The sequence below is a fragment of the Xenorhabdus littoralis genome, assembly GCF_033949345.1.
GTDB lineage: Bacteria > Pseudomonadota > Gammaproteobacteria > Enterobacterales > Enterobacteriaceae > Xenorhabdus > Xenorhabdus littoralis.
Genome location: NZ_VCDP01000168.1, coordinates 1 through 6,484, shown reverse-complemented (window position 1 = coordinate 6,484; position 6,484 = coordinate 1). Strand labels below are relative to the sequence as shown.

Sequence of the window (6,484 nt, the reverse complement as noted above, 5' to 3'; positions counted from 1 at the left end):
CAGTGCTCTCATCGCCTGTTGCGTCTCCGTTCTCGGCTGGACAAAACGCATTGAGGGGCGTGATGCCGCTTCACATATCGCCTCTGCATCAACGAAATCATTTTTGTTACTTTTGACAAAAGGACGAACAAACTGTGGAGATATCAGCTTCGCATCATGGCCTAAATCAGCGATCCGGCGAGCCATAAAATGTGCACCCGCACAAGCTTCCATCACGACGGTAGTCGATATACACCCCGCTAAAAATTCCATTAATTTTGGGCGGGTAAATTTTTTACGCAACATAGTCTTGCCGAATTTGTCCTGACAATGGATATGGAAAGAATGCTTGCCGAGATCGATACCAATAAGTGTGACGTTTTGCATGATGGCCTCTCCAGAAAGAAAATACCCTATAAGAGTATCGCTTACAGGGTGGGGAAGACCATCTCATTATGCGCTATGACCTATACACAACTGACCGAAATAGAAAGATATCAGATTTTCAGTTTAAAAGAAGCCGGTTTTACGCAACGTTTTATTGCAACGTCACTCAGTCGAGCGCCGTCAACGATTAGCCGAGAATTGAGGCGAAACCGGGAAACACAGAAATACTGCCCTAAGCAGGCGCAGTTTAAGGCATCAGAGCGCCGCCGTTCTGCGGCAAAAGCCGTTAAAGTCACGCCCGAAGTAACAAAATGGATCAAAGAATTAATTTGGCAAGATTTAAGCCCTGAACAAACCGTCGGTTATCTCAAAAGGGAAAAGATAATATCTTTGCATCATGAAACAGTTTATAGATTGATTTATAAGGATAAACTTAATGGTGGTGATTTGTGGCAGCACCTCCGGATTGCGAAAAAACCGTATCGTAAACGCTATGGAAGCTATGAACGCAGAGGAAAAATCAAAAACAGAGTCAGTATTGAAAAGCGCCCAAAATGTGTTGATAAAAAGCAGCGTATTGGTGATTGGGAAGGAGATACCATCGTGGGCAAAGATCATAAAAGTGCATTATTGACATTAGTTGAACGAAAATCATTATTTACTGTCATCGTTAAACTTGAAGATAAAACCGCAGAAGGTGTCGCAAAAGCGGCAACCAGACACTTATCACTGATAAAAAATAAAGTTAAAACAATGACGTTTGATAATGGCCTCGAATTTTCCGAACACGAACTTATCAGTAAAAATTTAGAGACAAAAATTTATTTTGCTCACCCGTATTCCCCTTGGGAAAGGGGGATCAATGAGAACATGAATGGATTAATCCGAGATTACTTCCCAAAAGGAACTGATTTTAATAAAGTATCAGAGCGGGAGGTTAACCTGGTGGCAAACCGGTTAAATAATCGTCCTCGTAAAACACGAGATTACAAAACACCGAATGAGTTATTTAACGGTATCCCCACTCATTTACTTCGTTCATTACGGTGTTGCACTTAATATGTGAATCCAAGCTATATTTAGTGCATCATTCATTTGATTAATATCAAATTCAATTACATTATTGTTCCTTATTATCACCTGTATATTTTATTTTGCCTGTTAATATTTCATCTATTAATGTTCGCATTTCCCAGCACCAATAAAATGATTCGACATAAACAGATAATTTTCCGTAATCATGCTGTTTACGTGTAATGAAACGCTCTGCTGCCTCTCTGGTTAAATGAGTTTTTACAGTTTTGTAATCGTATTTCCAGTTGAAAATATATGAGTCCTCCTCTTCCAGTACATGTATTATGCTCTCTGCTTTTTCCTTATCACTGCAATCATCCCAATCAGAGAAATGCGCGTTTTGCGCGTATTCTACTATTCCCCTGTTTTGCTCTTCATCCAATGTTTCCAGAAATGAATCTATGCAATGATACTCCTCTTCATTAAAATATATCCCTATCTCATCATCGTCATTGCCAGTGACCCGAACTCTTTCTCTCACGGTGAATGAGGGATGAGCAGTGAAATGCCGATCAACACCAGCGCCGTTATGTTCATATTCGAGGCGTTTAACAAAATCATTCCAGTTCTCGGCGGTTATTCAGCTAATAAAAAGCCCCGCATTGGCGAGGCTGGTGATTGGAAGTTATTTATTACTTACAAGCGAATGATTCCGATATAATCAATTGCTACTAAAATATATGGAATAACAAAGAATAAGGTTATTAATGCGAACACAGCTTTAATGATTCGATTTTTGAATTTAAATGCTGCATAAGAAGAAATTAACCCTATTGGAATGGAGTAACCACTACAAATAACAACTATAAAAACGTACCATGTAAAATCTTCATAACTTATCAAAATCACATTCCCTCATGAATTTCATCGTCATCCCATGAATATATCAAATTCACTCACCACAGCCCACTTGGAAATGAGCTGGAGTTAGTTAATCGCTATTTATTAATAAATTTATTTAACAAGATGTAGAGTGGTCTGTCGTTTTGTTGCGGTAGTGACTTCGCTATTACCACTAATAGCGGTCATAAAGAAATTATGTTCAAATGTAAATGCACGCATCTCATCAAGCGGAATATTTAGTTGGTTGAGGATATCTTGTCGAGTTGTCCCGCTATTACGTAATGATGTGAATACCTTATCCATGATTATGGATTTCTCTCGAGACTCAATACCTTCCGGCTCGGTTGTTCTGAAACCTCGTCTGCTGAGTTCTATATATAATTGACGATAATGCCACTCGCTAGAAAGTCCCACATCTAGTGTGCGTCTCACGAGAGCAGCAAGAGAAACTTTCCAGTGTTTTTTTAATTGAATCAAGTGTTCTAACGATGGCATTCTTGGTACTGTCGCTAAAATACTACTCTCTGGCATTAAAAATGCCGAGGCAAATCGGTCTGCTTCTATTTCAGCCTCTCGCCCGTTATTACTCGAATGTTTATGCAGGACTAAATGCCCTAACTCATGAGCAGCATCAAAACGACTGCGCTCCGGTGTTTTCATTGTATTGAGTAAAACAAATGGTTTTTCATCCATCCAGAAAGAAAAAGCATCAACTTCAAGGCAATTTTCTGCCAATGAAAAAACCTTAATGCCATTAACTTCAAGTAAGTGAATCATATTGGAAATAGATAATTCACCAATTCCCCAGTGCTCTCTTACTATTCGGGCTGCATCTTCCGGTGAGCAGTAATTGTCAAAGCTGCAATCAGGAACATTGGGACGAGGAAGTTTGAAGTCACACTCCATCCATGATGATAATTCCTGAACTAATTTACCTGCACTGATAGCGGCATTGCGTTTTTGAGCGCTAAGCTTTGTCATGGCTCGAAAACTGACAGCGTCATCTTTTAACGTAGGGATCTCTTCAGAGCCAAAAAACGCTAAAGGATACCCAAGAACATCGGCTATTTTTGCCATGCTATCACTGGCAATAGGTTCAAATATGCCGGACTTCTCATAAGTGGATATCGTTCTGCTTGTTAGGCCCGCTTGCTCAGCAAGGGCTTTTTGTGTCAGACCTCTGCGTTCCCTAGCAAGACGTAAGCGCTCTGAATTAAACATGATTTATATCTAGCCTGTTTTTAAAATATCAATCTCAATTTCAGATGTAAATTGAGGTTCGTTATCCTGTTTAATGACAGGATCTGTTGGTGCTGTATTCAGGATCAATCGCGTAGAAAATCCATTAACGACGTTTTTTTGGTTATAGGTGGTAGGTTGGGAAAATTCAGCCCGCATTCCCCATTGATATTCATCGATTTGATAAACGTAATGGAGAAGACACCATACATCTAAGCCCAACAAGAGGGATGAGGACTCATCACTATCATGAGATGAAAAATCAAAACCCATCTGTTGGTTTTGAAAATCAAATGAGTATGCTGTGGGGTTGGCTGCATAAGAAAGTCCCAGAATTTCACGGGTAAACTTTCCTTTTTTTGTGCGAGATTCAGGGTAGGCATTTACCAGCCCAGTCCGGTCATTTCCGCTACAAATATAAATGGCTATCCTGTCGTTAGCTGTTAACTCAACGTTTTTCAAGGAAAGTCGTTTAAAACCCTTCTTAGACAAAATATCTCGGGAGACGCGCACGGCTCCTTGATAAAAGTAAGTGCCACCCGCTGTTATTGCGTTATTTTTGGTTGTGGACAATCTCAAGCTCATTGCTTGCCGAAGGATTTCATTCAAGTCTTCCTGAGCCAATCCTAAGGCTGTCAAATGAGTATCGACTATATTGGGTTCGGTATGGACGATTGTTCTTACTAAATTATTTGTAGGGTGCATAGGTTATCCTTATCTTATTTTCTATTTTTTATACCTCATTTGAGGTTAAAAAACAAGAAAGTCACTATGCAATCACTAACCCTATTTGACTATACCCTCGCCGTCACTGTTGATTTGCGGCTGCGGTGCTGACGTTTCGCGGCCTGTTTAGTTGATGGAGCGCTGTTCACTGCCGGAATAAAACTGGTGAGTACGTTAACAGTGTCGCGTTCCTGAGTACTGATGCGCTGCTTGGGTTCGCGGTTGTTCCAGAAATTATCACGTTCCCGTTGTTTCGATTGGACGAAGAAATTATCCAGAATGCTATCCAACTTATAGTCTTTCTCGTTCATGTAACTTCTCCCGTAATTGGCTCAACATAGACCACTCATTGAATGGCCTACAGTTAGCCAACCACACTTTCGCAGTGGTCGCGCCATGCCCTTGGAGTTCTGTCGCTTTCTCGCCGCTGATCACTGGTGCACAATTGGCGGTTGTGCTGCTTTACCGGAGCTATTTTTAATATATGAACCTTGACCCGTCGCTACACAGGCTCACCGCTCCTTGGTGACTCAGGGCTGAGTTATAACCTCAGCATTAACGCATCATCGCGTTTGCGGTCTGTCCGCTTTGTTAAACCATGATTGATTCTCCTTGTATCTTAAAAATTGGTTAATTACAGCGCTTCTTCTGTCAGGGTTGCCCGTTCGCGCTCTTTCGAGGCTAATCTTCTCACTGGCATACTGATCAACTGCCAGCGATACATCGCATTTGTGCGTAGGGGTGTAGGGGCTGGAAAACCATTACACCCAGCCAGCGTGTTTGGGTCAGGCATTTAATGATGATCTGGGGGCGACAATACGGAGGGAATGAATATCTTGGTGGGGGATGTAGCGTCATTGGTAGATTAATGACTCGTGAGGACTGGACTGACGCCGAAGGTGAGCGAATCGTCAGAGTAGTAAAAGATCTGCATAAATTCGGCTACGAAGGTGAAGAGCTATTCCAGAAAGCGCACGAAGTTCTGAACCCTAAGCAATCATTAAGCGACATCATCGCTCTCGCCAAAGAATCAGATGATGCCGCATTTGTTGAAATGGTGCTGAATAAGACGTTTAAGCAGGGCAATCCTATTCGGGATATCGCCATTAAACGATATTGTGAGCGCAAATACCCGCAAAAGATTGCCCGTGAATTATCAAAACTGACTGGCTGTGATGTTCAGCAAGCAAGAAAACGCGCCACATGGTCGGAGGAATTACTGGAAGAAGAAATGTATTACGCCATCAAGCGAGAAATCATCAAAGAAAATTGCGAGGTACATCACCGAGGTACATCACCGAGGTACATCACTAAATATAAATATTCTCTAAATTAGATTGATTTTGAGAAATTTAGGTGTATATTTTGTGTTATGCTCCGGCGGTTAAACCGAAAAGCAAATGAAGCCTCACTAACCAAGTGGGGCTTTTTCGCATCTGGCAGTTGTAAACTCTAAGTTGATAATTGAATGAGCAGGGCAGCAATCCGCCCTATCGTCTTAATCCGGCTGAAGTTCATGCCGGGCAGCTTCAGCAATAAAATGACTGCGATCACGATATTGCATCGGATTTTGTTTTACTCTGGTATCGATGCGTTTTATAAGGGTATCCGGTAATGCAACATTGATACGTTGCTGTTTTCCTTCAAACTCAGAAAGATCAATATCAATCACAAACCAGCTATCAAAATCTGCATATTCAGGATTGGCAGCATAAACTAGATGCCCAGCATCGTGGAGTTGATCCACGGTGAAATCGCTACTGTAAATCATTTCCTCAATAGTGAGTAAAATGGCTTCACGCACCATCGCAGGGATCTCTGATTGATTATCAGCAGCAGAAAAACAACCATAGTCATGATTAAAAAATGCAGGGACAATCATCCCGTATGCCGTATTTTCATCTTTGGGTGTTTCAACACCGACTGAAAAAAACATAGTTACCTCCAAGAGGGCGGGGATTAGATCCCCGCCATTTTTTTGATGGATTTAACAGTGCCCAGTGGTAAATCTTTTTTCGGATGCGGAACAGGAAAAGTTTTCCCTGTTATCGGAGACCACCATATTTGATGGCTACTTCCTTTATGCCGCCGTAATTCACACCCTGCTGCTGTTAACTCCTTTATCAGGTCAGTTGATTTCATGTTTCCTCCTAACCTGAAAATAATTATACACACATATACACACATTTCAATATTTATTTATTTATTAACTCAACTCACAGGGGCGACTCTCTCA

At 41.2% G+C, this 6,484-nt stretch carries 11 protein-coding genes; 3 read left to right on the top strand and 8 right to left on the bottom strand.

Annotation, left to right across the window (positions count from 1 at the left end):
• The coding region (locus FE394_RS19005; RefSeq protein ID WP_319927885.1) for an IS110 family transposase at positions 1-366 on the bottom strand (366 nt) is incomplete at its 3' end.
• A gap of 75 nt (positions 367-441) precedes the next feature.
• Between FE394_RS19005 and FE394_RS19000 the strand changes: the two genes are divergently transcribed.
• The gene (locus FE394_RS19000) at positions 442-1,425 is read left to right on the top strand and encodes an IS30 family transposase (protein ID WP_319927884.1); all 984 of its coding nucleotides are present in this window, start codon (positions 442-444) and stop codon (positions 1,423-1,425) included.
• A gap of 61 nt (positions 1,426-1,486) precedes the next feature.
• Here FE394_RS19000 and FE394_RS18995 read toward each other — a convergent pair whose 3' ends face one another.
• Positions 1,487-1,822 (bottom strand): hypothetical protein, encoded by a 336-nt coding sequence (locus FE394_RS18995; RefSeq protein ID WP_319927883.1) that lies wholly within the window; start codon positions 1,820-1,822, stop codon positions 1,487-1,489.
• A 111-nt stretch (positions 1,823-1,933) separates the two neighbouring features.
• On the opposite strand from FE394_RS18995, the gene FE394_RS18990 reads away from it, so the two are divergent.
• Positions 1,934-2,101 (top strand): hypothetical protein, encoded by a 168-nt coding sequence (locus FE394_RS18990; RefSeq protein ID WP_319927882.1) that lies wholly within the window; start codon positions 1,934-1,936, stop codon positions 2,099-2,101.
• A 293-nt stretch (positions 2,102-2,394) separates the two neighbouring features.
• Here FE394_RS18990 and FE394_RS18985 read toward each other — a convergent pair whose 3' ends face one another.
• The 4 genes from FE394_RS18985 to FE394_RS18970 all read right to left on the bottom strand — a co-directional run bounded on the left by FE394_RS18985 (position 2,395) and on the right by FE394_RS18970 (position 5,041).
• Positions 2,395-3,504, bottom strand: a complete 1,110-nt coding sequence (locus tag FE394_RS18985) for a helix-turn-helix domain-containing protein (protein WP_319927881.1) — start codon at positions 3,502-3,504, stop codon at positions 2,395-2,397.
• A 9-nt stretch (positions 3,505-3,513) separates the two neighbouring features.
• Entirely contained in the window at positions 3,514-4,227 is a 714-nt protein-coding gene (locus FE394_RS18980; RefSeq protein WP_319927880.1) for a hypothetical protein, read from the bottom strand.
• An 89-nt stretch (positions 4,228-4,316) separates the two neighbouring features.
• Positions 4,317-4,559, bottom strand: coding sequence for a hypothetical protein (locus FE394_RS18975; protein ID WP_319927879.1), 243 nt, complete (start codon positions 4,557-4,559; stop codon positions 4,317-4,319).
• Between the two features lie 323 nt (positions 4,560-4,882).
• Positions 4,883-5,041 carry a hypothetical protein gene (locus FE394_RS18970; RefSeq protein WP_319927878.1) on the bottom strand — a complete coding sequence of 53 codons (159 nt, stop codon included), beginning with the start codon at positions 5,039-5,041 and terminating at the stop codon, positions 4,883-4,885.
• A 3-nt stretch (positions 5,042-5,044) separates the two neighbouring features.
• On the opposite strand from FE394_RS18970, the gene FE394_RS18965 reads away from it, so the two are divergent.
• Complete coding sequence (locus tag FE394_RS18965; protein WP_319927877.1) at positions 5,045-5,584, top strand: hypothetical protein; 540 nt, start codon at positions 5,045-5,047, stop codon at positions 5,582-5,584.
• A 162-nt stretch (positions 5,585-5,746) separates the two neighbouring features.
• Here the strand turns inward: FE394_RS18965 and FE394_RS18960 are convergent, their stop codons facing one another.
• The gene (locus FE394_RS18960) at positions 5,747-6,184 is read right to left on the bottom strand and encodes a type II toxin-antitoxin system HicB family antitoxin (RefSeq protein WP_319927876.1); all 438 of its coding nucleotides are present in this window, start codon (positions 6,182-6,184) and stop codon (positions 5,747-5,749) included.
• Positions 6,185-6,207: 23 nt separating this feature from the next.
• Complete coding sequence (locus FE394_RS18955; protein WP_273577281.1) at positions 6,208-6,390, bottom strand: type II toxin-antitoxin system HicA family toxin; 183 nt, start codon at positions 6,388-6,390, stop codon at positions 6,208-6,210.
• Positions 6,391-6,484 lie beyond the last annotated feature (94 nt).